Below are 23363 nucleotides of genomic sequence, written 5' to 3'. Positions count from 1 at the left end.
TTATGGTCGCCTGACCTTCCCCGGCGACCCCGCAACGGAGCACAATGAGGTCACTCCCCCGCCCGGCCCGCTTCATCGCACCCCTCCTCGTGGGTGTGCTCGCGGCGGCCGTTCCCCCCACCGCGGCGGCCGACATCGCGTCCCCGAGAACCGACGAGCCGACGACACCCACACCCTCCCCCGATGACGGCTGGACACTGACGTCGCACCGCATCGACCCGAAGGACACGCACCACGCCTTTGTCGGCAACGGCTACCTCGGCCAGCGCGTCGCGCCCAACGGAGCCGGCTACACCGCGTCCGAAGCGAAGACCGGGTGGCCGCTGTTCAGCAGCCGCTACGACGGTTCCTTCGTCTCCGGGCTCTACGCGCACAACAAGGGCACCACCGAGAACCGCGAGGTCGCCGCGGCCATCCCCACGTGGAGCCCGCTCACGGTGTCGACCGGAGGGCACGGCTCCGAGACGTTCACCTCCGCGACGCCGGCCGCCCGGATCTCGCACTACCGGCAGAGTCTCGACCTGCGCCGCGGCCTGGTGCGGACACGGCTCACCTGGACGGCCGCCGACGGCCGGGCCACCGACCTCGTCTACGACGTCCTCGCGGACCGCGCCAACCCCCACGTCGGCGCCGTACGTCTGCGGATGACCCCGCACTGGGACGGTGACGCGAAGGTCACCGACCGCATCGACGGACGCGGCGCACGGCGCATGACCGCCACCGGCGGTGGCGCCCGCTCCGCGGGGACCATGGCCGTGGGGTTCCGCACGGACGGCACGAAGACCGCGGGAACGGTGGCGTCGACCCTGCGCGCGGGGCACGGCGTCCGTACAGGAAATGAACAAACCTCGCCCCCTGCCCGCAAGTTGAGCGCGCATCGTTCCGTCGACATGCCGGTCCGCTCCGGCCGGACCTACGAACTGACCAAGTACGTCGGCGTCGACACCGCGCTGACCTCCCGCTCCCCCGAGCGCGACGCCGTCGCGGCCTCGCAGCGCGCTGCCGGGCGCGGCTGGGACGCGCTGTTCGCCGGGCACACCGCCGCCTGGCGCAAGCTGTGGCGCAGTGACATCGAGGTGCCCGGCCACGGCGATCTCCAGTCGTGGGTGCGCTCCGCCCAGTACGGGCTGCTGTCCAGCACCCGCCCCGGCTCGGCCGACAGCATCTCCCCCACCGGTCTGAGCAGCGACAACTACGCGGGCCTGGTCTTCTGGGACGCGGAGACCTGGATGTACCCGGCGCTGCTCGCCGCCCACCCCGACCTCGCCAGGTCCGTGGTGGAGTACCGCTATCGCACCCGGGACGCCGCCCGCGCCAACGCGAGGAAGCTCGGCCACCCCGGCCTCTTCTACCCCTGGACCAGCGCGAGCAAGGGCGACCTCGAGGCGGAGTGCCACAGCGTGGACCCGCCGCACTGCCGCACCCAGAACCATCTGCAGAGCGACATCGCCCTGGCCGCCTGGCAGTACTACCTCGCGACCAAGGACACCCACTGGCTGCGCACCCGCGGCTGGCCGGTGATCAAGGGCATCGCCGAGTTCTGGGCCGACCGCGCCACGCGCAACGCCGACGGCAGCTACTCCATCAAGGACGTGGCGGGCCCCGACGAGTACAGCAACGGAGTCGACGACGGTGTCTTCACCAACGCCGGCGCCGCCACCACCCTGCGTACCGCCACCCGCGCCGCGCAACTCCTCGGCAAGGACGCCCCGGTGCACTGGAACACGGTCGCCGACAAGCTGCGCATCCCCTACGACAAGAAGAAGCAGGTCTTCCAGCAGTACGACGGCTACAAGGGCTCGGTGATCAAGCAGGCGGACACCGTGCTCCTGATGTACCCGCTGGAGTGGCCGATGTCCGAGCAGGCCGCCACGAACACCCTCGACCACTACGCGGCCCGCACCGACCCCGACGGGCCCGCCATGACCGACTCGGTGCACGCCATCGACGCCGCCGCCATCGGCGAGCCCGGCTGCTCCGCGTACACCTACCTGACGCGCTCCATCCGTCCCTTCGTGCGCGGCCCGTTCGACCTGTTCTCGGAGGCGCGCGGCGAGAAGGCGGGCGCCTCCGACCCGCTGTCGGGCTCCCCCGCGCAGAACTTCACGACCGGCCAGGGCGGCTTCCTCCAGGTCTTCACCAACGGCCTGACCGGGCAGCGGATGCGCGAGAACAGCGTGCACCTCGATCCGATGCTGCCGCCGCAGCTGTCCCAGGGCGTGAAGCTGGGCGGCCTGCGCTGGCAGGGCCGTACGTACGACATCGCCATCGGGGCCCACGAGACCACCGTGCGTCTCACCCACGGAGAGCCCTTCGAGATCGAGACCCCGCAGGGCAAGCAGATCGTCAGCCAGGGCGCATCCGCCCACATCAAGACCCGCCGCCCGGATCTCGAACCCACCGACAACCTCGCCAGGTGCCGTAGCGCGAAGGCCAGTTCGGAGCAGCCGGGCCAGTACGCGGACGCCGCGCTCGACGGCAGCACCGCCACGGCCTGGGTCCCCGACACCGCCCGTGCCACCCTCACCGCGGACCTCGGCAAGGTCGCGCGCATCACCGAGATCACCCCGCGCTGGACGGACGTGAAGCCGACGAAGCACACGGTGCTGACCTCGCTCGACGGGCGGCACTGGAAGACCGCCGAGCCGGGCGGGGGCATGGCCCGCTACGTCCGCGTGACGTTCACCTCCAAGGACGCGAAGAAGCCCGCGGGCATACAGGAGTTGACCGTCAACCGGTAGAGCGCGCGGCGGAGCGACGGTGGAGGCACGGAGAAAAAGGGTGCCTCCACCGTCGCTCCCGTTGGTAGCGTGCCGGGCGTGGCAGACGAGGCGTACGAGAATCCAAGACTGGCAGCGCTCTACGACCCCCTCGACGCGGACCGCGGTGACCTGGACGTGTACGCCGCTGTGGCGACGGAACTGAGGGCACGTCAGGTCCTGGACGTGGGCTGCGGCACGGGCACGTTCACGCTGCTCCTCGCCGGCCGCGGGCTGCGCGTGACCGGCGTCGACCCGGCCGCCGCCTCCCTCGACGTCGCACGCTCCAAGCCCGGCAGCGAGCGCGTGCGATGGCTCCACGGCGACGCGACAACGCTGCCGGAGATGAGGGTGGACCTGGCCACCATGACCGCCAACGTCGCCCAGGCGATCGTGGACCCTGACGCGTGGGAGGGCACCCTGCGCGGCATCCATGACGCGCTGCGGCCGGGCGGCCACCTCGTCTTCGAGACCCGTGACCCCGCCCGGCGGGCGTGGGAGGGGTGGAACCGCGGTGCGACCCACAAGACCGTCACCGTCGAAGGCGTCGGCGACGTCGAGACCTGGGTGGACGTCACCGACATCAGCCTGCCGCTGGTCTCCTTCCGCCACACCTACCTCCACACCAGGACCGGCGAGACCCTCACCTCCGACTCCACCCTGCGCTTCCGCGAGCGGGACGAAGTGACCGCCTCGCTCACCGCGCACGGCTATGCCGTGGAAGAGATCCGCGACGCACCGGACCGCCCCGGCAGGGAGTTCGTCTTCCTCGCCCGCCGCCCGGAGCTCTGAGGGCAGGTCAGCGCAGGGTCAGCCGATACCTCAGCGGCGAACGGCCGGTGATCAGGACCCGGATGCCGTCCGGGGTGAGGGAGCCGTTCATCCAGGTGTAGCGCTCCCCCGGATCGACCACGGCGGGCTGCTTGCCGCCCTTGCCGTTGCCTGGGCCGAAGGTGATCCGGTCGTCGCCGGCCGTGTAGCTCGCCTCGCCGCTGACGAGCTGGTAGGTGTCATCGGCTCCGGCGACCGGTTCCAGGCCCTCCCCCGACAGTTCTCCGCCCCGCCGGAAGAAGAGTTCAAGGGCGAGCGGCACGGCGGACTCCGACACGTCGAAGGAGAGCTCCCAGCCCTCGTCGTCCGTCTCGCGCACCAGGATCTCGGTACGCAGCGCCCGATACTCCTTGGGCCGGTGCGGGAAGTCCATCGCCGACCAGAAACGGCCGTCGTCGGTGAGCGGGTAGAGCCCGTCCTTGCGCCGGTGGCGCCGCGGCAGCGGCTGGTGGAAGGCGGCGCGGACCTCCGCGTGCAGCCGCCACGCCTCTCCCCGCCGTTCCAGGCCCTCGGACCGGAAGGGGCCGAGGGAGAAGAACTGTGGGGCGAGTCTCAGCGAGTCGAGGATCGCTGTGCCCTTGCGCATCTTGAAGAAGGTGGGGTTGGTGGACAGGCCCGATGAGATGGCGTGTACCTCGGGCAGGTCCGTGCCGCCGAAGATGCTCGCCGTCCGCTCGCCGCGGCGCACACGTACCAGGCGGCAGCTGTCGTCGTGGTGCGTGAAGTCGGTCGGCAGCGGCTTCACCGCCGGCAGCTCACGCGCGAGACCGGGACGGTCGAGGACCTCGGCGAGCCGGTCACCCGGCGGGGTCTCGCCGAAGGTCTGCTCCATGCCGCGCTCCTGCAACAGCGCGGCCACGGCCGCGAACGTGCCGTCGCCGTCGCGGATCGCCAGCTCCCGGTACTGGAGCCAGAACTCGGGCAGGTAGCGCAGGGCTGCCTGGTCCTGGCGGCGCGAATGGACGGACTCCACCTCGCCGTTGGGTTCGGTGACGTAGAGCGAGGCGGTGAGGTTGTCCCGTACGTGGGCGTACAGGTCGCGCCGGTCGTGGAAGCGGGCGATGGTCAGCAGCGCCGGGTTGGTCACCACCGCCGAGTACGTGGGACTGCGCTCGCTGTACTCGCCGCCCGGGAGCTGGTCGATGCCCTCCGCGAGCCAGGCGTCGACGCGCCGGGGGTAGGACGGGTCGGGCCAGCGCCGGTGGATGCGGGAGAGCGCGGAACACACCAGCCAGCGGTGGTTGGCGGTGTGCACACCGCCGTTGGCGAGACCGGGGCCCGCCTTGCGCAGGATCCGCTCGATGGTGGCCCGCAGCTTCGCGGTGGCCCGTTCGCCGTCCTTGTCCAGCAGGGCGTACGCGATGTTGAGATCGACGATGGAGAAGGCGGTGTCGGGCGGTGAGTGGACGGCGCCCTGGTCCCACAGGCCGTCGTCGAACTGCTCGTCGGCGAGGGTGTCCGCGAGTTCGCCGAGCGGGCCCAGGAGCCCCGCGTCGTGGTGGTACCGCGATCCGGTGTGCACGTGGACGGAGACGAGGGTGCGCAGGCTGCGGGCTGCGGCGCGGGCCTTGCCCTGGTCGCGCAGCTCGGTGACGTGGTCGTCGTACATGTCGAGGACGGCGGCGGCGCGCGCGTCGGCCGCCTTGGTGAGAAAGTCGACGAAGGCCGTGTCCTGCGGGGGTCTTTCGGGCGCGGCGGTGGCCGTACCGCCCGAGATGCCTCCGATCCCCGCGGCGGTGGCCGTGGCGGAGGTGGCGATGAAGGTCCTGCGGGCTATCACGCTGTCTCCCTCTGGGGCATGCGTACGTGGCGTACGTCGATGGCGGTGAGGGCCAGGGCCAGCGGCCCCGGCACCAGGAACGCGAGCGGCAGCATCATCCAGGCGCACAGCGCTGCCGCCGCGAGGGCGAGCAGGACGAGCGCGCTGCCGCCCACGTCCCGCGCCGAGTCCGTGGCGGCTTCGCGCACCGCGGCGCGCCAGTCGGTGAGCGACGCGGGGCGGGCGCAGGCGCGCAGGCCCACAATCACGGCGCACGCCCCGATCACCGCGGCCGTCACGGCGAAGACGCGGGCGCCCGGAAGCCCCGCCCCGGCAAGGGCCAGGTCCGCCGCGAAGAGCCAGACCCCGGCGAGTGCGACCGCCCCCGCGGCGAGGTCACCGGGGCGCAACCGCTCACGCAGGAGCGCCGCATACCGCCTCGCCGTGGCGGGTCGGTCCTCGGTGGTGCCGCGCACGAGCGCGCAGGCGGTGGAGAGTGCCGCGGGTGCGGTGATCAGTGGCAGACAGGCGAGCGCCGTGACCACGCCGAGCGCGAGGACGTCCGCGAACAGGGTCATCCGCGGCCCGAAGATCTCGCCCGTCTCGCGGGCCCGCGCGCTCATCCCTTGACCCCGGAGTTGGCCATGCCCTCGACCAGGAAGCGCTGGAAGGCCAGGAAGAAGAGCACGATCGGCAGGAGCGCGATCACCGACATGGCGAACATCGGGCCGAACGCCGACTGGCTGGAGGCGTCCACGAACGACCGCAACGCCAGGGTCAGGGTGAACTTCTCCGGCGAGAAGAGATAGATGAGCTGGGTGAAGAAGTCGTTCCAGGTCCAGATGAAGGTGAAGATCGCGGTGGTGATCAGCGCGGGCCTGGTGAGCGGCAGGACGACCAGGAAGAAGCTTCGGAACGGCCCGCAGCCGTCGATCCTGGCGGCTTCCTCCAGCTCGCGCGGCAGGCCGCGCATGAACTGCACGATGAGGAAGACGAAGAAGGCCTCGGTGGCGAGGAACTTCGGCAGGATCAGCGGCCAGTAGGTGTTCACCATGCCGAGCTGGTTGAAGATGATGTACTGCGGGATCAGGACGGCGTGGTGCGGCAGCATGATCGTCGCGATCATGAAGGCGAAGAGCGGCCCTCGCAGGCGGAAGCGCAGCCTCGCGAAGGCGTAGGCCGCGAGAGAGCAGCTGAGTACGTTGCCGAGGACCGCGCCGCCCGCGATCAGCAGGGAGTTGGAGAGCAGCCGTGCGACGGACACGTCGTCCACGCCGTCGAGAGCGGTCGTGTAGTTCGACCACTCCAGCTTGCTCGGCAGCAGGTTCAGGCTCGCGATCACCTCGTCGGCGGGCTTGAGCGACGTGGCGACGAGCCAGGCGAGCGGGTAGAGCATCACCAGGAGCGCGGCCAGGCACCCGGCGTGCAGTGCGACGCGCCGCCAGGGAAAGGCCCGTCGGCCCGCGGTGGTGGCGGTGGTGGTCATCGCTCCCCCTCGTTCGCGTAGAAGACCCAGGAGCGCGAGGTGCGGAAGAGCACCGCGGTCACCGCTCCGATGGCGATCAGCAGGACCCAGGCCATGGCGGAGGCGTAGCCCATGTGTGAGGCGACGAAGCCGCGGTCGTAGAGGTAGAGCGTGTAGAAGAGGGTGGAGTCGGCGGGGCCGCCCTTGCCGCCGCTGACCGCAAAGGCGGGGGTGAAGACCTGGAAGGCCTGGATGGTCTGGAGGACCAGGTTGAAGAAGAGCACCGGTGACAGCATCGGCAGCGTGATGGAGACGAACTGCCGCCTGCGGCTCGCCCCGTCGACCGCCGCGGCCTCATAGAGCTCGGCGGGGATCTGCTGGAGGCCCGCCAGGAAGATCACCATGGGGGCGCCGAACTGCCAGACGGTCAGGAGCGCCACGGCGAGCAGCGCCCAGCCGGGCCTGTTGACCCAGCCGCCGGTGTGGATGCCGATGTCCGACAGGAGGTTGTCGACGGTGCCGCCGTCGTTGAAGACCGCCCGCCACACCAGGGCGATCGACATGGAGGCGCCGAGCAGCGAGGGGGCGTAGAAGGCCGAACGGTAGAAGGCCTTGCCGCGCTTCATCGACTTCAGGGCGAGGGCGACGGCCAGGGCGAGCGCCAGTTGCAGCGGTACGGCGATCACGACGTACATCAGCGTCGCGCCGACCGAGCGCCAGTAGCGCGGGTCCTCGGTGAACATCTGGACGTAGTTACGGAGTCCCACCCAGCGTGGCGCGTTGAACAGGTCGTAGTCGGTGAAGGACAGATACAGCGAGACGGCCATCGGCAGCAGGGTGAGGGCGACCGCGCCGAGCACCCAGGGTGAGAGGAACACCCAGGCGGCGCCTTCGCGTTCACGCCTTCGGCGCTGCTCGCCCGCAGGCTCGGGGCTTTTCGCGCGAGCGGCCTTCGCGGGTATGTCGGTGGTGGTCATGACCTCAGCTCCGCCTTCGCCTCGGTGATGAAGTCCTCGGCGGCTTCGCGGGGTGTCATCTGCTCGAACGACACGTGGTCGTAGTCGCGCTGGAAGGTGGTCTGCAGGGAGTTGTCTCCGCTGGGCGGGGCCTGCGGCGGCGCTTCGAGCTTCCCGTCGACGGAGTCCTGGTAGTCGGCGACGATCTTGTCGAAGTCCTTCAGCTCGGGGCCGATGTCCTCGCGGATCGGTTCGTTGACCGGGATGCCGCGGGAGGCGCCCAGGATCGCTGCCGCCTTCTCGTCATTGATCATGAAGTCGATGAACTCGGCCGACTCCTCGGGGTGTTGTGTGCCGGCCGCGGCGCCCATGAACATCGATGGCTTGAAGTACTGGCCGGGTGTGCCGTCCGCGCCCGACGGCATGGGGGCGAGGGTCAGCCCTTCGCCCACGATCTCCGTGTATCCGCTGGCGGGTGCGTCCCAGTTGAAGTCGGCGATCGCCTTGCCCCGGGCCAGCGGCTGGTTCTCCACCGACCCGTCGAGCTGTGTGGTCTGCTCGGCGGCCGACACCGCGCCCTCACGGCGCAGCTTGTCGGTGAAGGTCCACCAGCGGGTGAGGTCGTCCGCCGTGAAGCCGAGCCGGCGGTCCTTCGTGTAGAGGGACTTGCCCTGGCCGCGCAGCCACACCTCGAAGCAGTCCTCGCTCTGTCCGGGGTCGACGGAGCCCGGCTTCCCTGTTCTCTTCGCCAACTCCCGCATGGAGTCGGCCCATTCGTCCCAGGTCCAGCCGTCCCGCGGGAGGGTCACCCCGGCCGCCTTCCACTGCTTGGCGTCGTACACGAGGGTCTCGGTGCCGCGGCCCTGCGGGATGGCGTACTGGGTGCCGTCGACGACGCCGGTGGCGAGGAGGCCCTCGTCGATCTCGTCGGTGCGCAGGGCCCTTTTCTGTTTGCCGAGGTCGAGGAGGATGCCGCCCGACGCGTACTGGTCGATCTGCCGGTAGTCGAGCTGCATCACGTCGGGGGCGTCGCCGCCCGCCGCCTGCGTGGCGAGCTTCTGCTTGTACGCCTCGTAGCCGGCGAACGAGGTCTGCACCGTGATCCCGGGGTGCTCCTTCTCGAACAGCGCGACGGCTTCTTGCGTGCGGGCGGCCCGGTCGGGGTTGCCCCACCAGGTGTAGCGCAGCACGGTCTTGCCGCCGCCGCTCGATTCGTCCGAGCCGCCGCAGCCGGTGAGCAGCGCGCTGAGCGTGAGCGCCACGACCGTTGCGCAGGACCACTTTGTCCTGTTTCCGGGCATGCCGATGACACCTCTCCTCTCTGGTTCCTGACGGGTGCTTGGTGTGCTGGGGGCGCGGGTGTGGCTACTCGCCGTGGTACGGCAGCGTGGTCCCCGGCAGTTCGTACTCGTCGCGGCGCCCGCACATGCCGTAGCCGCCGTAGCGGGAAGGACGGCTGTCGTACGAGCCCGAACCCGCGAGGTAGCCGGGGCTGCCGGACTCCAGGGCGTCGAGCTGGGCGCCGGTGCGCTCGGCGGTGGCGAGCGCACCGGCCCGCCACAGCTCGCGCCAGGCCGGGACCTTGTCCCTCACCAGCCGGGCCGCGGCCTGCTGGAACTCCAGGTAGGGCCCGTTGTCCCCGGCTCTGAGCGCATCGCGCAGCGGCAGGTAACCCTCGACGGCCAGGTCGCGGCGTTTGCGGGCGGCGGCCTCCGCGTCCGGGCCGCTCTTCGCTGGGAGCCGCGCCGCGGCGGCGTACCGCTCCGGGTCGGCGAGCACGTCCGGCGGGAAGGTGAAGACGGCGTCCCCGGCCTCGGGCAGGCCGCTGTTCTGCATCAGGACCGTGATCCGCAGGTCGCCGCCCTGCACCATGCGGTGCACGGTGCCGGGCGTGAACCACGCGAGGGAGCCCGCTTCCAGGGGGACCTCGCGGTAGCCCTCGGGGCTGAGGGTCTGGACGGCGCCGCGGCCACCGGTGACGACGTACGCCTCTGTGCACACCAGGTGCAGATGCGGACTGCCGCCGCACACACCGTCGGTGGCCTCCCAGTCGTAGGCGCTCAGATGCGAGAGGCCGACGGCTCCGGGCAGGGGGTGCGGAAGGCTCACCATGTCAGTCCCTTCAGGTGGGTGGCGACGCGGTCGCGGTCCCAGGCTCCGTCGGCGACCACGACGCGGTAGCGGTAGGCGAAGGAGGCGCCGGGGGCCAGCGCGAACTCGTCGAAGAACGCCCAGGAGAAGGCGACGGTGGGGATGGGCTCGGAGCGTACGAACCAGTGCGATTCGTTGATCGCGCTCGTGCCGTCGAGGTTCTCGGGAGCGTGCGCGAAGACGAGCGTGGAGTGCGCGTCGACGTCGTCGTGCTCGGCGGTGAAGGCGAGCCACGGGGACTGTGTGCCCATCAGCCTGTCCGCTTCCTTCTCGTCGTCGGGGCCGAAGACGGCGCCGCCGGTGAAGTCGCGCGGACCACGCCACTGCAGGCCCGTGTATCCGGCCATGTCGCGGCCCGCGGTGGTCGGCGAGCCGAAGCGCAGGGGCTCGTCACGGATGTTGGTCAGGCGGATCGACCAGTCGAGGGCCCAGGACCCGGCGGCCTCGTCGACGGAGTGGACGGTGATGTCGCGCTCTTCCCTGGCCCATTCCTGGCCGCCGTGCTCGATCCAGGTGAGCTCCTCGGTGAGGTGGAGGCGGTCATCCTCGACGTCGAGGGCGGAAAAGCCGTCGTGGCGCATGGACCCGACACGCTCCGGCAGGCGCAGGTAGCCCTCGCCGTGGACATAGCAGTTGCCGCCCCAGAAGTTCTGCCCCGACAGATGGCTCGCGGTCATCTGAAGGCCCTTGTGCCAGCGGTGGTCGTTCGGCCGGTAGCCCGAGACCTGGTTCCCGGCCAGGGTGCGCAGGGGGTGGATGTAGGGCTTGCGGGCCTCGAAGGGGTCCGGGTCCGGCGCGTAGACGTAGCTGAGCAGCTCGACGCCGCCGGAGCTGACCGTGATCCGCTCGCCGTGGGTGTGGGTGACCTGAATCCTCATCGCTGGGGGCTCCAGTCGGGGTGGCTGCCGTGCATGGCCGGGTAGTAGGGGTCGCCGGCGGTGATCTCGCCCGCGAGCACCGGCTGTCCGGTGAACGCCGACTTGTAGAGGGCGGCGGCGAATTCGAGGGTGCGGCGGGCGTCGGCGCCGCTGCCCGGCGGCCGCACCCCCCGCTCGTACGCGTCGAGGAGCGCGCCGAGCTGGGCGGCGTGCGAGCTGGGCACGTCGGCGGCGGGGGCGCGCCAGGCGTCCACCCGCCCGGATGCGACGTGCGGGGCCGGGGTGTAGGCCCAGTCCTCGTTGGAGTGGCCGTAGAGGTGGGTGAGTTCGACCGTCGCGTCGGCGCAGTCGACGCGGATGCGGCTGACCTCGTCCGGGGACAGGACGCTGTTGACGACGGTGGCGAGCGCGCCGTTCTCGAACCGCACCAGGGCGGTCGAGACGTCCTCGCTCTCGGTGTCGTGCACGAGGCGGGCCGCCATGGCGCGCACCTCGGTCCAGTCGCCGAGCAGGTGCAGGAGCAGGTCGAACTGGTGGATGCCGTGGCCCATGGTGGGGCCGCCGCCCTCGCTCTCCCAACGCCCCCGCCACGGCACCGCGTAGTAGGCGCTGTCGCGGTGCCAGGTGGTCTGGCAGTGCGCGACGCGGGGCGCGCCGAGCTCGCCGCTCGCGATCAGCTCGCGGGCGTGGACTGCGCCCGAGCCGTAGCGGTGCTGGAAGACCACTGCCGCGTACGTTCCCGTTGCCTCCTCCGCGGCGGCGATCTCGTCGTACTCGGCGAGCGAGAGACACAGCGGCTTCTCGCACAGCACCCACGCGCCCGCCTTCAGCGCTGCCACCGTCTGCGCGCGGTGCAGCGACGGCGGGGTGCCGATCAGAACCAGGTCGGGGCGGACCGCGTCGAGCATCGCGTCGAAGTCCGGGTAGCCCTCGATGTCCATGTCCACCGCCGCGGCCTCCACGCGGAACGCGGCGAGTCCGGCCGGATCGACGTCCACGGCGGCTCTCAGCTCGATCCGGTCGGAGTGGGCCCGCAGCGCGGGCAGATGACTGCCGGTGACGATGGAGCCGGTGCCGACGACGGCGGCCCGTAGACGAGTGGGGGTGGAGGACATACGGTCTCCTCGAACGAGCTTAGAAAGCGCTTGCACTGACGCCGACCCTAGGCACCGCGGGAATGTCAGGACAAGACCTCGGAGCCGAAATCTGAAACGACTCAATATGTGGACGCGCCTGCCTGGCCCGGTAGCACCGGCGGCCGTCGCCGCGCGTTCACCGCCTCCCCACGACGCCCCCACCGGACCTCCCACACCCCAGCTCCCCGAACGGAGTCACACATGCCCCTCGACGCCGCGCGCCGTCGCCGCTGTGCCGTGGTGGGACTCGGCGCCCGCGCCCAGCTCTACACCGAGGCGCTCGCCGGTCCATACGCGGACCGGATCGAGCTGGCCGGATTCTGCGATGTCAACGCGCACCGCATGGCCGTCCACAACGACTGGATCGCGACCGCTCGCCCCGGCCGCCGGCCCGTACCCGCCTACCGCGCCGACGACTTCGACGAGATGCTGCGGCGCGAGCGCATCGACCTGGTCGTGGTCTGCACCGTCGACCGTCTCCACGACCACTACATCGTGCGGGCTCTCGAAGCGGGCTGCGACGTCGTCACCGAGAAGCCGATGACCACGACCGCCGAGCGCGCCCGGCGCATCCTCGACGTCCGGCGCCGAACCGGCCGTGAGGTCCGGGTCGCCTTCAACTACCGCTACAACCCCGTGCATTCAGCCGTACGAGAGCTCTTGGCGAACGGCGCGATCGGCGAGGTCGGCTCGGTGCACTTCGAGTGGCTGCTCGATCTGCGGCACGGCGCGGACTACTTCCGCCGCTGGCACCGCGACAAGGCGAACTCAGGTGGCCTCATGGTGCACAAGGCCACCCACCACTTCGACCTGGTCAACTGGTGGCTGGCCGCGCGGCCCGAAACCGTCTACGCGCAGGGCGGGCTCTTCTTCTACGGCGCCGAGGCGGGCGCCCGGCGCGGCCTGGCCCGCGACTACACCCGTGCCCACGGCTCTCCCGCCGCCGAGAGCGATCCCTTCGCCGTCCGCCTGGCCGACTCGACCGCGCTCAGCGCCCTGTACCTGGACGCGGAGGGCGAGGACGGCTACCACCGCGACCAGAACGTGTTCGGCCCCGGCGTGAGCATCGAGGACGACATGGCGGTCCTGGTGCGCTACTCCTGCGGCGCGACCCTCACGTACCACCTCACCGCGTACGCGCCCTGGGAGGGTTACCGGATCGCCTTCAACGGCAGTCAGGGGCGCGTCGAACTCCTCGTGGAGGAATCCACCTGGACGCGCCCCGACGTACGGACCGAGGGTGCGAGCGCCGTCCTGCACGGCACGGCGGCCGGGGACGAGGCCGGACGCACTCAGCTCCTGCTGCGCCGCTTCTGGGAGGAGCCGCGGGAAGTGAAGGTGCCCACGGGCGAGGGCGGGCACGGTGGCGGGGACGTACGCATGCTGGCCGACCTCTTCGGCGAGCGTGCGCCGGGTGACGCGGACCTGCTGGGCCGCGCGGCGGACGCCGTGGACGGAGCCCGCTCGCTGGTCACGGGCCTGACCGCGAACCGCTCCTTCGCCACGGGGCTGCCGGTCGACGCCCGTAACCTCCTGGAGAACTGAAACGGCGCCGGGCCGACCCGCGAGGGCCGGCCCGGACGCCACCGTCAGAGAGCTCAGACCAGGTCGAACCGGTCGAGGTCCATGACCTTGCTCCACGCCGCGACGAAGTCCTTCACGAACTTCTCCTTGGCGTCATCGCTCGCGTAGACCTCGGCCAGCGCACGCAGTTCGGAGTTCGAGCCGAAGACGAGGTCGGCGCGGGTGCCGGTCCACTTGACGTCGCCCGTGGCGGCGTCGCGTCCCTCGAACGTGTCCTGGGCCTCGGTCGTCGACTTCCACTGCGTGCCCATGTCGAGCAGGTTCACGAAGAAGTCGTTGGTCAGCGTCCCGGGTGCCGTGGTGAAGACGCCGTGCTGGGAACCCTGGTGGTTGGCGCCCAGGACGCGCAAGCCACCGACGAGGACCGTCATCTCCGGGGCGCTCAGGGTCAGCAGGTTCGCCTTGTCGAGCAGCAGGTACTCCGCCGGCAGGCGGGTGCCCTTGCCGACGTAGTTGCGGAACCCGTCGGCGGCCGGCTCGATCGCGGCGAACGACTCCACGTCGGTCTGCTCCTGCGAGGCGTCCACGCGTCCGGGCGTGAAGGGGACCTCGACCTGGACGCCGCCGTCCTTGGCGGCCTGCTCGACTGCCGCGCTGCCGGCGAGGACGATCAGGTCGGCCAGCGAGACCTGCTTGCCGCCGGCGGAGTTGAAGGACTCCTGGATGCCCTCCAGGGTGCGCAGCACCTGGGCGAGGGCGTCCGGGTTGTTGACCTCCCAGCTGCGCTGCGGCTCCAGGCGGATGCGGGCGCCGTTGGCACCGCCGCGCTTGTCGCTGCCGCGGAAGGAGGAGGCCGAGGCCCAGGCGGCGGAGACGAGCTGCGAGACCGTGAGGTCGGAGCCGAGGATCTGCTCCTTGAGGGTGGCGATGTCCGCGGCGTCGATGACCTGACCCGTACGCTGCGGCAGCGGGTCCTGCCACAGCAGCTCCTCGGAGGGGACCTCCGGGCCGAGGTAGCGGACGACCGGACCCATGTCACGGTGCGTCAGCTTGTACCAGGCGCGGGCGAAGGCGTCCGCGAACTCCTGCGGGTTCTCGTAGAAGCGCCGGGAGATCGGCTCGTAGATCGGGTCGAAGCGCAGCGACAGGTCCGTGGTCAGCATCGTCGGGCGGTGCTTCTTCGACGAGTCGAAGGCGTCCGGGATGATCTCCGGGGCGTCCTTCGCCACCCACTGGTGGGCGCCTGCCGGGCTCTTGCCGAGTTCGTAGTCGTACTCGAAGAGGTTCTTGAAGAAGTGGTTGCTCCACCGGGTCGGCGTCTCGGTCCAGGTGACCTCGAGGCCGGACGTGATGGCGTCCTTGCCGACACCCGTGTTGTACGTGCTCTTCCAGCCCAGGCCCAGCTGCTCCATCGGGGCGGCCTCGGGGTCGTCGCCGACGTTGTCCGCCGGACCGGCGCCGTGGGTCTTGCCGAAGGTGTGGCCACCCGCGATCAGGGCGACGGTCTCCTCGTCGTTCATCGCCATGCGGCGGAACGTCTCGCGGATGTCGCGGGCCGCGGCGATCGGGTCCGGGTTGCCGTTGGGGCCCTCGGGGTTGACGTAGATGAGGCCCATCTGGACCGCACCGAGGGGGTTCTCCAGCTCGCGGTCACCGGTGTAGCGCTCGTCACCGAGCCAGTCGGTCTCGGGACCCCAGTAGACGTCCTCGTCGGGCTCCCAGACGTCCGCGCGGCCACCGCCGAAGCCGAAGGTCTTCAGACCCATCGACTCCAGGGCGACATTGCCGGTGAGGACGAGGAGGTCGGCCCAGGAGAGGTTCTGGCCGTACTTCTTCTTCACGGGCCACAGCAGGCGGCGGGCCTTGTCCAGGCTCGCGTTGTCCGGCCAGCTGTTGAGGGGCGCGAAGCGCTGCTGACCGGCGCCGGCGCCGCCGCGGCCGTCGCTGATGCGGTAGGTGCCCGCGCTGTGCCAGGCCATCCGGATCATCAGCGGGCCGTAGTTGCCGAAGTCGGCCGGCCACCAGTCCTGCGAGGTGGTGAGGACCTCGGCGATGTCGCGTTTCACGGCCGGCAGGTCGAGGCTCTTGAACGCCTCGGCGTAGTCGAACTCCTCGCCCAGCGGGTTGGCCACGGCGGGGTTCTTGGCAAGGATCTTCAGGTTGAGCCGCTCCGGCCACCACTGACGGTTTCCACCGCCCTGGGTCGGGTGCGGCGCGCGACCGTGCACGACCGGGCAACCGCCGGTCTCTTCCGGCTTCGGGTCGGTGACGATCGCGTCATGGTTCTCAGTCATGGTAATCCTTCCGGACGGGGCGGATCACGGTGCTACGGGCGGAACACGGTGCTGAAGAACTGCGAACGGCAGAACGGTCGGGGGCGCCCAGGGGGGGGTGGGCCTCGGCGGCCGGGAACCGGATGCCGAGGTGGTCACCGTCCAAGAGCCCTTGCGCGCGTGAGCGGTGCGCTCGCGGTCGAGGCGAGCAGGCTTCTTCGACAAGTCCGGGTCCTGGATGATCAGTACCAGGCCGAGAACGTCCGCCGGCTCGCCGGCGTGGTTCTCCGCGAACGGGGTACCGGATGCCGGGGCGAACGGACCCGTCTCCTGAAGTCACGTGCTGTTCCCTGCTGTTGCCCTGTCCCTTGGCCGTCGGCCGGAACTGATCCTACGATGGACCAAGTCCAAGTCAATACGAAAGACGGATCCGTACGCATTCAGTCATCAGACGAAGCACAGATAGGCTGGTAAGCATGAGCGATCTTCTGGGACGGCTCCGCGGACGTGGCTGGCGGATGACCGCGCAGCGCCGGGTGGTCGCCGAGGTACTCGACGGTGAACATGTCCATCTGACCGCGGACGAGGTGCTCGCGCGCGCCACCGACCGGCTGCCGGAGATCTCCCGTGCCACGGTCTACAACACCCTCGGCGAGCTGGTCACCCTCGGCGAGGTCATCGAGGTGTCCACCGGCCGCGCGAAGCGGTACGACCCCAACGCCCACCAGCCCCACCAGCACTTGGTGTGCTCGGGCTGCGGCGCCATCCGGGACGTACACCCCGGCGGAGACCCCTTGGCCGCACTGCCGGCCTCCGAGCGCTACGGCTTCACCGTGTCCGCTGCCGAGGTGACGTACCGGGGTATGTGCCCGGACTGCGCCCGCGGGTGACCGGGCACGCCTGAGGCCCGCTCAGGCCCACGCCACAGGAGGCAGCGCCATGACTCTCGACTCCCCCGTCCCCCGGTTCCACCTGGCCATGCCGGTCGACGACCTCGCCGCGGCCCGTCTCTTCTACGGCGAGGTGCTCGGCCTGGAGGAGGGCCGCAGCGCGGACACCTGGGTGGACTGGAACATGCACGGCCACCAGTTCGTCACGCATCTCGCGCCGAAGGGCCCGCAGCGCGTACACAATCCGGTCGACGGCCACGACGTCCCGGTGCCGCACTTCGGACTGATCCTGCCGGTCCCCGAGTTCCAGAAGCTGGCCGAGCGTCTGCGTACGGCAGGCATCGAGTTCGTCATCGAACCGTACGTACGCTTCGAGGGCGAGAAGGGCGAGCAGCGGACGATGTTCCTGCTCGACCCGGCAGGAAATGCGCTGGAGTTCAAGGCCTTCGCCGACGACTCGCAGGTGTTCGCCGTCTGAGCCCGCCGCACCGGGGCGCGCGGCGGGCATCCGGTTCGGGCCCGCGGGTTACGGCGCCATCTCGTACTCCCCCGCAAGCGCTTCGACGCGCTCCCACACCCGGGCCGAGCGCGCGTCGTCGGCCACCGGGCGGCGTACCGCGCCCAGCGCCCAGTTCTGCTGCGTCTCGGTGGCGGAGTCCTTGCCGTGCAGTTCGACGGCGTGCGCGGAGAAGTCGCGTACGAGAACGGCGAACAGCTCGTCGAGCACATCCTGGTCGAGGCCGGTCAGGCGCGCCTGCTCCAGGATCAGCTGGCCGTGCACGACCAGCGCGAACAGCTGGCCGACGGCGAGGAGAAGGTCGAGGTCGCGGCTCTGCTCCTCGTCGGGGGCGGCGGTGGTGACGAACTCACAAAGGGCGTCCGCCTGTTCGCGGAAGCGTGCGACGTTGGGCACGTCGGCGAAAGCGTCGTAGGCGGCGCGCCAGTCGTGGAAACGGATGGCGCCCAGGCCGCGTGCCGGTCCCTGCCGGAAGAGGAAGTCGTCGTCGGCCGCGTCCAGTCGGGTCGGTACGGGCTCGTACTCGGCCGGGTTCAGCAGGTGGTTGCCCATGAACTTGAGGATCAGGGCGAGGTTGACGTGAACCGTGCCCTCCAGCTTGGGCAGGCCGCGGATCTCTACGGCCGCCTGCGCGAAGTAGTTGTCCTTCTCGAAGCCCTTGGCCGCGATGACGTCCCACATGAGGTCGATGACCTTCTCGCCCTCGGTGGTCACCTTCATCTTCGTCATGGGGTTGAAGAGGAGGTAGCGGCGGTCGTCGGGGCCCGCCGAGCGGAAGTAGTCGACGGCGCGGTCGCTGAACAGCTTCATCCCGACGAGGCGGACATACGCGTCGGTCAACTCCCGGCGCACGTGCGGGAAGGCGGTGACGGGGCGGCCATAAAGGATGCGGCCCGTGGCGTGGGTGACGGCCTCGTACATCGCGTGCTCGCAGATGCCGATCGAGGCGGTGCAGAGGTTGAACTTGCCGACGTTGACGGTGTTGAGGGCGGCGTCGAAGGCGGCACGGCCGGTGTGCAGGACGTCGTCCGGGCCCACCGGATAGTTCTCCAGGCGGAACTCGCTGACGTACTTCGATGAGTCGACGACGTTCTTGACGAGGTGGTACGCCTCGTGACGGCTGTCGGCGGCGAAGAAGACGTAGCCGTCGGGGCCCTCGATGTCGGTGCGGCGGCCGAAGACGGAGACGAGGCCGGCCGCGTTGCCGTTGCCGATGTAGTACTTGGAGCCGCTGGCCAGGAAGCCGCCCTCGCCGTCGGGCTCGAGGAGCATGTCGGTGGAGTAGATGTCGGCGCCGTGGGTCTTCTCGGACAGGCCGAAGGCGAACACCTCGCCCTGGTCGAGGAGTTCGGCGGCGCGGGTGCGGGCAGCCGCGTTCTCGCTCTGCCAGACCGGGCCGAGACCGAGGATGGTGACCTGCCACGCGTACCAGTAGTCGAGCCCGTAGAAGCCGAAGATCTCATTCAGGGCGGCGATCCGGGCGGTGTCCCAACGCGCGTCCGCCTTGCCCTCGGCGGCGGAGGCGGGGGTGAGGAAGGTCGCGAAGAGACCCTCCTTGGCGGAGAACTCGAGGAAATCCGCCAGCCACGCGCGGTCGCGGTAGTCCTGGATCAGCCGGCGCTTGCCACGGGCCTCGAACCAGTCGACGGTCGCGCGCAGCAGCCTGCGGGTCTCCGGGTCGAAATGGGTCGGGTCGTAGGTGCGCGGGTTGAACAGCAGCGGGTCGGACATGAGTGTTCGCCTTTCCGGCTCGGGAGGTTCGGTGAGGGGTGGTGGGGTGGAGCGCCAGGCCGGTTCAGCCCTGGGGGCCGAGCCGGTGGAGGGTGGCGAGCACGTCGTCCAGCCAGGCGAGCGTCATGCGTTCGTACGCGATGCCGCCGCGCAGCACGACGTGCTGGAGCTCCTGCCCGGCGTCGGGCATGGCGGGCGCGTCGGGTCCGGTGAAGTCCCGCAGCTGCCCCGCGAGGTAGCGCGCGAGCCGGTCGGCGTGCGCCTTGCGGTGCCGCTCGACCTCGTGGATCAGTGCGACCGGGTCGTCGAAGGCCGCGCCGCGGATCTTCACGGCGAGCTCGTGTCGCACGCTCTCGGGTTCGATCGGCTCGTGCAGCCACCGGGAGAGCGCGGACCGCCCGAGGGCGGTGACGGAGTACTCCTTCTTGTCCGGGCGTGCTTGCTGCGCGACTTCCCGGACATCGATCCATCCGTCGCTCTCCATGCGCTTGAGGACGCGATAGATCTGCTGGTGGGTGGCGGTCCAGAAGTAGCCGATGGACCGCTCGAACCGCCGGGCCAGCTCATAGCCGGAGCCCGGCTTCTCGAGGAGCGAGACGAGGATCGCGTGCTCTAGCGCCATGCCCCGATCCTGCTATGCAACTCGTTGCATAAACAAGTGGCGCCGCCCTGGTGAGACACGGCTCACCCGGGTGCCGGTGCTTCTGCCCGGCGGCGGCCTACGATCAGTCCGGCACCGACTCAAGGAACGCGGCAGCCGCCGGTGAATTCCGCGTCCGGCTCCACACCAGCCGCTCCTCGCGGACCGGTCCGTCCTTCACCGGCACCACCGCCAGCCGGGGAAGCCGCGGCACAAGGCGCGACGGCAGCAGGGCGATGCCGAGCCCGCCCCGCACCAGGTCGGCGAAGAACTCAAGCCCCTTGGCCTCGAACGCCACCTCACGCCGCAGCCCTGCGGCCTCGAACGCCTCGTCGGTCTGCGCCCGCGCCGCGATGCCCGCGGGAAAGTCCACGAACACCTCGCCCGCGATCCTTTCGAGCGGCAGGGGGCAGCCGGAAGCCGCTTCGGCCAGCGGATGGCCGGGGGCGACCACCGCCACATGGCGGTCGACCACGAGCGTCCGGCTGCCCACACCTGGCTCGTCCGTACGGAACGAAGGCGGCACCCCCAGAAAGGCCAGATCCAGGGCCCCCTCCCGCACCCCGCGCACCAGCGCCTCGCTCATGCCGTCGATCAGCCGCATCGTGACCTGCGGATACGTGGCGTGGTAGGCCCGCATGAGGTTCGGCACGTCGACCGCGGTCACCGTCGAGATCGCCCCGATGGCCAGCCGCCCACGGATCTCCCCCGTTGCCGCCGCCACCTCGGCCCGCGCCCGCTCCGATGCCTCCAGCGCCTGCCGCGCGGCGGGCAGGAATGCCTCGCCCGCCGGCGTGAGCGCCACCCGCCGGCTCGTCCGCTCGAACAGCCGCGCCCCGAGCTCCTTCTCCAGCTTCCCGATCTGATGGCTGAGCGCGGACTGCACCACCAGACACCGCTCGGCGGCCCGTGTGAACCCACCCGTCTCGGCGACCGCGACGACATAGCGCAACTGCTGCAACTCCATGCGATCCATCGTCGAGTGCGATCGTTCACATGACAAGGATGTGTTGGACTCATCATTGAGGTCGGCCGCAGGCTGACTGCCATGAGACAGACGGGACTTCACGACGGACGGGCGACGGAGCCGGGAGAGCACGAGGCCCCGCGCCGCGGCCTGCTGCTCCTCATGGCCGTCGCCACCGGCCTGTCCGCCGCCGGCAACTACATCGCTCAGCCGCTGCTCGACCTCATCTCCCACGACCTCCGCCTCGGCAGCCTCCTGGCGGGTCTCGTCGTCACCGCGTCGCAGGCCGGGTATGCACTCGGGCTGCTGCTGCTCGTCCCGCTCGGTGACGTCATCGACCGGCGCCGCCTGGCGGTGACCCTGTTCCTGGCCACCGCCGGTTTCCTCGGCGTCTCGGCTCTCGCCCCCAGCGGCCCGGTCCTCCTGGCCGGCACCGTCCTCGCGGCCCTCACCTCTGTCGGCGCCCAAGTGGTCGTCGCGCACGCCGCCGCTCTCGCCACCGCCGCGACCCGGGGCCGCGCCGTCGCCACCGTCATGTCGGGCGTACTGCTCGGCGGCCTGCTGGCCCGCACAGCCGCGGGCGGCCTGTCCGAACTGGGCGGCTGGCGCACCGTCTACTGGGTGCTCGCCGCCCTCATGACGGGCGCCGCCGCCGTCCTGCACCGCCGCCTGCCGTACCTCGCGGTCACCGCCGACCTGCGCTACCCGGCCCTGCTCCGCTCCACGCTCTCTCTGCTCCGCGAGGAGAGCGTGCTGCGCCGCCGCGCCCTCCTCGGCGCCCTGTCCTTCGCCTCCTACAGCGTTCAACTCACCGCGCTCACCTTTCTGTTGGCCGGTGCGCCCTTCCGCTGGGCGGCCCCTGCGATCGGGCTGTTCGGCCTGGTCGGCGCCGTGGGCATCCTGTCGATGACGTTCGCCGCACGCCTGAGCGACAGCGGCCACGCCCAGCACGTGGCGGGTGCGGCGACGGCCCTGCTGCTCACCGGTTGGCTGCTCCTGCTGGCGGGAGAGCGGTCCCTGGTCTGGCTCGCGGTCGGTGTGGTCGCCCTGAACATCGGCCAGCAGGCGGTCCTCAACAGCAGCCAGACCATCCTGTTCGCGCTCGACGCCGAGGCACGCAACCGCATCAACTCGGCGTTCGCGACGAGCCTCTTCGTCGGTGGCGCCATCGGCTCGGCGCTCGCCTCCGTCGTCTGGGCTGCCGCGGGCTGGCCCGGCGCCTGCGCCCTCGGAGCGGCCCTGGCCACCGGGGCCGTGACCGTGTGGGCCTGGGACCGTGCCCGCCCCGCCCATCGACCCCATATTTCCCCATAGTTGAGGAGTACCCCATGAACATCACCGTCTTCGGAGCCGCGGGCAACGTCGGCCGCCGCGTCGTCGCCGAGGCCATCGCCCGCGGGCACGAGGTCACCGCAGTCGTCCGTGACCCGGCCCGAGCGACCGGACTGCCCACCGCCGCCAGGGCCCGCACCGGCGACGCCACCGACCCGCACACCGTCGAGACGCTCGCCGCGGGACAGGACCTGGTGATCACCGCGACCCGCCCCGCCCCCGGTCGCGAGCCCGAACTGGCCGCCGTCACCCGAGCGTTGCTCGCCGGGCTGCACGCCACCGGCGTACGGCTCCTGCTCGTCGGCGGCGCCGCCGGTCTCACGATCCCCGGCACCGGCGGCACCATGGTGGTGGACGCCCCCGACTTCCCGCCGTCCCTACGCCCCATCGCCCTGGCCTGCAACGAGCAACTCGACGCCTGCCGCACCACCGCCCATGACGTCGACTGGACCTACCTCAGTCCGCCGTCCCTCCTCGAACCGGGCGAGCGCACGGGGCACTTCCGGTTGGGCGCCGACGAACTGATCGTCGACGCCCACGGCGTCTCCGCGCTCTCGATGGAGGATCTCGCGGTGGCCCTCCTTGACGAGGCGGAGCGCCCCAAGCACCACCGTGCCCGGTTCACAGCGGCGTACTGACCTGACGTGGCGCGGCGAAGGCGCCGGAGTTCTCGGACGCCCACTGCGCATAGCCGAGCGGCGCACGGCCCAGGACCTGCTGTACGGCGTCGGTCGTACGGCCCGGCGTCCGGGCATAGCCGGCCAGCGAGCCGAGCAGCCGCTCCGGAATGTCCGCCGGCATGCCCTGGGCGAGCATCGCGCGGCGGACATCCTCGGGCCCGACCTCCTGGAAGGACAGTTCCCGGCCGACCGCCTCGCCGATGATGCGGACCTTCTCCCGCTGGTCGAGCGACTGCGACCCCGTGAGCGCGAGGGCCTGTCCGGCCAGTTCGGCGCCGGTGAACGCCCGTACGGCCACGTCCGCGATGTCGCGCGGGTGGATCGGTGAGGTCGCCGCCGAGGGGTAGGCGCCGTACACCGTGCCGCTCGCGCGGATCTGCGGTGCCCACGCCAGGGAGTTGGCCGTGAAGTCCGCGCACCTCAAGATCGTCCACGACAGCCCGGATCCGCGCACGGCAGCTTCGAACTCCCGGAACTCTTCGACGAACCGGGGGACGCCGACGGGCTGTTCCACGGTCAGCGCCGACAGTGCCACGACCTGCTTGGCGCCTCGTTCCGCGGCCAGCGCCAGCAGGTCGGCCGTGGCGGCGGCCGTGCCGACCGGGCGCAGCCCGAGCAGCACCCCCTCGACGTGGCCGGGCAGGTGCGCAGCCAGCGAGCGCGGCCGGGAAGGCTCACCACACACCACGCGCGCGTCGCTCGGCAGACCGGCGGAGACTTGGTCGCCACGCGTCACGGCGGCCACCTCCCGGCCTGTGTCCAGCAGGAGTTGTACAGCCTCGCGCCCCACGTGCCCGGTTGCTCCGATCACCACGAACATGGCAATGCCCCTTCCGTCACCCCGGCTTGTCCGAGTGCCGTAATATACGAGGAC

General features: G+C 70.8%; 20 protein-coding genes. 7 read left to right on the top strand and 13 right to left on the bottom strand.

Features of this window, described 5'->3' with window-relative positions:
- Window positions 1-44: 44 nt before the first annotated feature.
- Both AB0I94_RS08655 and AB0I94_RS08650 read left to right on the top strand, forming a co-directional pair.
- Window positions 45-2741, top strand: a complete 2697-nt coding sequence (locus AB0I94_RS08655) for a discoidin domain-containing protein (RefSeq protein WP_363308700.1) — start codon at window positions 45-47, stop codon at window positions 2739-2741.
- 78 nt (window positions 2742-2819) lie between these two features.
- A complete protein-coding gene (locus tag AB0I94_RS08650) occupies window positions 2820-3551 on the top strand; it encodes a class I SAM-dependent methyltransferase (protein WP_363308699.1) in 732 nt (243 codons plus the stop codon).
- A 7-nt stretch (window positions 3552-3558) separates the two neighbouring features.
- Here AB0I94_RS08650 and AB0I94_RS08645 read toward each other — a convergent pair whose 3' ends face one another.
- The 8 genes from AB0I94_RS08645 to AB0I94_RS08610 form a co-directional block, all read right to left on the bottom strand.
- Complete coding sequence (locus AB0I94_RS08645) at window positions 3559-5370, bottom strand: hypothetical protein (protein WP_363308698.1); 1812 nt, start codon at window positions 5368-5370, stop codon at window positions 3559-3561.
- Entirely contained in the window at window positions 5367-5972 is a 606-nt protein-coding gene (locus AB0I94_RS08640) for a hypothetical protein (RefSeq protein WP_363308697.1), read from the bottom strand. The genes AB0I94_RS08645 and AB0I94_RS08640 overlap by 4 nt, the downstream gene beginning before the upstream one ends.
- Window positions 5969-6835, bottom strand: coding sequence for a carbohydrate ABC transporter permease (locus AB0I94_RS08635; RefSeq protein ID WP_363308696.1), 867 nt, complete (start codon window positions 6833-6835; stop codon window positions 5969-5971). The genes AB0I94_RS08640 and AB0I94_RS08635 overlap by 4 nt, the downstream gene beginning before the upstream one ends.
- Window positions 6832-7791, bottom strand: coding sequence for a sugar ABC transporter permease (locus tag AB0I94_RS08630; RefSeq protein WP_363308695.1), 960 nt, complete (start codon window positions 7789-7791; stop codon window positions 6832-6834). Before AB0I94_RS08630 ends, AB0I94_RS08635 begins: the two co-directional genes overlap by 4 nt.
- Window positions 7788-9071: an ABC transporter substrate-binding protein gene (locus tag AB0I94_RS08625; RefSeq protein ID WP_363308694.1), complete on the bottom strand. Its 1284-nt coding sequence runs from the start codon at window positions 9069-9071 to the stop codon at window positions 7788-7790. Before AB0I94_RS08625 ends, AB0I94_RS08630 begins: the two co-directional genes overlap by 4 nt.
- Window positions 9072-9135: 64 nt before the next feature.
- A complete protein-coding gene (locus AB0I94_RS08620; protein ID WP_363308693.1) occupies window positions 9136-9882 on the bottom strand; it encodes a cupin in 747 nt (248 codons plus the stop codon).
- The gene (locus tag AB0I94_RS08615; protein ID WP_363308692.1) at window positions 9876-10799 is read right to left on the bottom strand and encodes a PmoA family protein; all 924 of its coding nucleotides are present in this window, start codon (window positions 10797-10799) and stop codon (window positions 9876-9878) included. Before AB0I94_RS08615 ends, AB0I94_RS08620 begins: the two co-directional genes overlap by 7 nt.
- Window positions 10796-11914, bottom strand: a complete 1119-nt coding sequence (locus AB0I94_RS08610) for a Gfo/Idh/MocA family oxidoreductase (protein ID WP_363308691.1) — start codon at window positions 11912-11914, stop codon at window positions 10796-10798. The genes AB0I94_RS08615 and AB0I94_RS08610 overlap by 4 nt, the downstream gene beginning before the upstream one ends.
- Before the next feature lie 222 nt (window positions 11915-12136).
- On the opposite strand from AB0I94_RS08610, the gene AB0I94_RS08605 reads away from it, so the two are divergent.
- A complete protein-coding gene (locus tag AB0I94_RS08605; protein WP_363308690.1) occupies window positions 12137-13480 on the top strand; it encodes a Gfo/Idh/MocA family oxidoreductase in 1344 nt (447 codons plus the stop codon).
- Window positions 13481-13533: 53 nt separating this feature from the next.
- Here AB0I94_RS08605 and katG read toward each other — a convergent pair whose 3' ends face one another.
- Window positions 13534-15753, bottom strand: a complete 2220-nt coding sequence (katG, locus tag AB0I94_RS08600; protein ID WP_363308689.1) for a catalase/peroxidase HPI — start codon at window positions 15751-15753, stop codon at window positions 13534-13536.
- A 455-nt stretch (window positions 15754-16208) separates the two neighbouring features.
- Here katG and AB0I94_RS08595 point away from each other — a divergent pair, with 455 nt between their 5' ends.
- Together AB0I94_RS08595 and AB0I94_RS08590 are read left to right on the top strand one after the other, a co-directional pair.
- Entirely contained in the window at window positions 16209-16622 is a 414-nt protein-coding gene (locus tag AB0I94_RS08595) for a Fur family transcriptional regulator (protein ID WP_363308688.1), read from the top strand.
- Between the two features lie 49 nt (window positions 16623-16671).
- The gene (locus tag AB0I94_RS08590) at window positions 16672-17100 is read left to right on the top strand and encodes a VOC family protein (RefSeq protein ID WP_363308687.1); all 429 of its coding nucleotides are present in this window, start codon (window positions 16672-16674) and stop codon (window positions 17098-17100) included.
- A gap of 48 nt (window positions 17101-17148) precedes the next feature.
- Here the strand turns inward: AB0I94_RS08590 and AB0I94_RS08585 are convergent, their stop codons facing one another.
- From AB0I94_RS08585 to AB0I94_RS08575, 3 genes are all read right to left on the bottom strand, one after another.
- The gene (locus AB0I94_RS08585) at window positions 17149-18870 is read right to left on the bottom strand and encodes an acyl-CoA dehydrogenase family protein (protein WP_363308686.1); all 1722 of its coding nucleotides are present in this window, start codon (window positions 18868-18870) and stop codon (window positions 17149-17151) included.
- A 64-nt stretch (window positions 18871-18934) separates the two neighbouring features.
- Window positions 18935-19492: a PadR family transcriptional regulator gene (locus tag AB0I94_RS08580; protein ID WP_363308685.1), complete on the bottom strand. Its 558-nt coding sequence runs from the start codon at window positions 19490-19492 to the stop codon at window positions 18935-18937.
- A gap of 103 nt (window positions 19493-19595) precedes the next feature.
- A complete protein-coding gene (locus tag AB0I94_RS08575; RefSeq protein ID WP_363308684.1) occupies window positions 19596-20477 on the bottom strand; it encodes a LysR family transcriptional regulator in 882 nt (293 codons plus the stop codon).
- A gap of 81 nt (window positions 20478-20558) precedes the next feature.
- Here AB0I94_RS08575 and AB0I94_RS08570 point away from each other — a divergent pair, with 81 nt between their 5' ends.
- Both AB0I94_RS08570 and AB0I94_RS08565 read left to right on the top strand, forming a co-directional pair.
- Entirely contained in the window at window positions 20559-21791 is a 1233-nt protein-coding gene (locus AB0I94_RS08570; protein WP_363308683.1) for an MFS transporter, read from the top strand.
- Window positions 21792-21805: 14 nt separating this feature from the next.
- Entirely contained in the window at window positions 21806-22447 is a 642-nt protein-coding gene (locus tag AB0I94_RS08565; RefSeq protein WP_363308682.1) for an NAD(P)H-binding protein, read from the top strand.
- Here AB0I94_RS08565 and AB0I94_RS08560 read toward each other — a convergent pair.
- Window positions 22431-23309, bottom strand: coding sequence for an NAD(P)H-binding protein (locus AB0I94_RS08560; protein ID WP_363308681.1), 879 nt, complete (start codon window positions 23307-23309; stop codon window positions 22431-22433). The two genes, AB0I94_RS08565 and AB0I94_RS08560, sit on opposite strands and share 17 nt — an antisense overlap.
- Window positions 23310-23363 lie beyond the last annotated feature (54 nt).

The organism is Streptomyces sp. NPDC050147 (assembly GCF_040660195.1).
GTDB lineage: Bacteria > Actinomycetota > Actinomycetes > Streptomycetales > Streptomycetaceae > Streptomyces.
Note: the sequence above shows the minus strand (reverse complement) of the source record. Positions and strands in the feature narration are given on the sequence as shown.